This window comes from Spirillospora sp. NPDC049652, assembly GCF_040675125.1.
Taxonomy (GTDB): Bacteria; Actinomycetota; Actinomycetes; order Streptosporangiales; family Streptosporangiaceae; genus Spirillospora.
Window position 1 is genome coordinate 1 of record NZ_JBFAOF010001028.1, and the last position, 2,417, is coordinate 2,417.

1 protein-coding gene and 1 pseudogene are annotated in these 2,417 nt (G+C 75.6%); both read right to left on the bottom strand.

All coding sequences use genetic code 11. The features are described 5' to 3' along the window. Nucleotides 1-131: 131 nt before the first annotated feature. Complete coding sequence (locus AB0J52_RS36390) at nucleotides 132-2,057, bottom strand: FtsX-like permease family protein (protein WP_500187457.1); 1,926 nt, start codon at nucleotides 2,055-2,057, stop codon at nucleotides 132-134. Nucleotides 2,058-2,069: 12 nt separating this feature from the next. Continuing rightward, nucleotides 2,070-2,417, bottom strand: a pseudogene (locus tag AB0J52_RS36395) (hypothetical protein); the annotation flags it as partial.

Consider the following 2,417-nt stretch of genomic DNA (forward strand, 5'->3'; position numbering starts at 1 on the left):
CCGCGGGGGGGGGGCACACCCGGAGGGACGCGCTGCGCGTAACGGGCCGGACCGGGCTGGCGGCGGGGGCCGGGCAGGCGGGGCGGGGCGGGCAGGCGGGGCGGGGCGGGCAGGCGGTGCGGGGCGGGGGGTCACTCGCGGGCGGCGGCCAGGGTGACGGGGGCGGGACGGGTCGCCGAGCGGGTGGTGAGGACGCTGGTCAGGCCGGAGATCACGAACGCGCCCAGCACCAGCAGCAGGATCAGCGTCCACGGGATGGCGAGGATCTCCGTCCCGGACGGCCCGAACAGGAACCCGCCGAGCGCGGCGAACGCGACCAGCAGCCCGAGGCCGACCCCGATCAACGTCACCCCGGACGCCTCCAGCAGCGCGGCCTGGACGACCTGGCGGCGCGACAGCCCGGTCAGCCGCGCGACGGCGAACTCGCGGCGGCGCTCGGTCCCGGCGATGACCATGGCGTTGACGATCGCGACGATCGCGTAGACGGCGGACAGGCCCATCAGGACCATCATCACGCTGTCGTTCTCCTTCATCTGCCGGGCGACGCGCGCGTCCGCCCAGGCGGAGACGGTCTCGACCTTGCCGATCCGCAGGTCCCGCAGCCGGTTCGCGACGTCCGCCGGGTCCGCGCCGGGCGCGACCTTGACGGTCGTCTCGGCCTCCGCCCCGGCGAGCATGTCCGGCGGGAGCAGCGTGCGCGGGACGAAGAACGCGTCGGCGTTGTTCTCCAGGGTCGCGGGCAGCCGCGCGACGACCTTGAGCTTCACCTTCTTGCCGCGGACCTCGGCGACGGCGGTCGTCCCGGTCCGGATGCCCTCCTCGGCCGAGCCGGGGCCCGCCATCGCGGTCCTCCCCCGCAGCTCGCCGAACGTCCCGGCGACCGGCTTCAGCGTGTGCGTGGCCTGGTAGGCGACCGGGTCGATGGCGATGATCCCGGACCTGACCTTCTTCTTCTGCCGCCGGCCGTCCTCGCTGCCGGAGACCGTGAGCACGATGTCGGCGACCGTGGCCGTGGACGCCGTCCCGACGCCCGGCACCGACGCGATCTTCGCGGCGTCCGCGCCGGTGGACGTCACCACGTACTCGCCCGCGATCCTGCGCTTGACGTCCGCGCCACCCGCCTTGGCCTGCGTGCCGAGCATCGCCATCAGCCCGATGACCAGCGCGGTCAGCACGATCATCGGCGCGGCGGTCGCGGCGGCGCGGCGCTTGCCGTCCCGCAGGTTGGCCTGGGCGAGCTCGGCGAGCGGCCCGAACCGGGTGAACGGCCGCAGCAGGTGCCCGGCCAGCGGGACGACCAGGGGGCTCAGCGAGCTCAGCCCGATCGCCCCGGCGAAGGACACGCCCATCGCGATCAGCATCGCGCCGAGGAAGTCCGCCTCGCCCTCGGCCGACACCATGAGGGCGGTCAGGGCGAGCATGGTCACGCCCCAGATCCACCGGCCGAGGGTCATGACCCGCGCGGCGGCCCCGATGTCGCGCAGCGCCTCCAGCGGCCGGACCCGCGCCGCCCGGATCGTCGCGGCGACCGAGCCGAGCAGCGCCATGCCGACGCCCGCGCTCACCGACCCGATCAGCACGGCGTTGTCCCAGACCGGCGCGAACGAGCCGGGCAGGATGCCGGTCGAGGTCAGCAGGTACGCCTGGGCCCACATCAGCGGGACCCCGAACACGATCCCGCCCGCCGAGCCGAGCAGCCCGAGCAGCACCGCCTCACCGAACAGCAGCGTCACCACCTGCGGGCGGCTGCCGCCGAGCGTGCGCAGCAGCGCCAGGTCGGCGCGGCGCTGCGCGACGGTGAACGCGAAGGTCGAGCCGACGATGAACACCGCGAGGAAGCACGCCAGCATCGCCGTCATGCCGAGCAGCGACCCGGCCCCCTCGTAGGCGTCCCGGAGCCGCTCGGCCTCGCGCGGCGACGTCCCGGCCGGGATGTCCGGGTTCTCGGCCCCGAGCGACACCATGACCGACGCCTGGACGAGCCCGACCCCGAACACCACGGTCAGCAGCGCGCCCGCGAACAGCGTCCAGCGCTCGCGGAAGGTGCTCCACGACATCCGCCACACCGGTCAGCCCTCCAGCGTCGCGAGCCGGTCGGCGACGTCGCGGGCGGACGCCCCGATGAGGCGGTCCACGAGGCGTCCGTCGCGCAGGAAGACCACGGCGTCGGCGGCCGCGGCGGCGACCGGGTCGTGGGTGACCATGACGACGCACTGCGGCGCGCCTTCGCCGCCGGGGCCCTGGCCGCCTCCGTTCCCGGTGCCCTGGCCCCCGCCGTCCCCGGCGCGCTGACCCCCGCCGTCCCCGGCGACGAGGCGGCGCATCAGGTCCAGGACGGTGCGGGCGGAGCGGGAGTCGAGCGCGCCGGTCGGCTCGTCGGCGAACAGCACCGCCGGACGGGTCACCAGGGCGCGGGC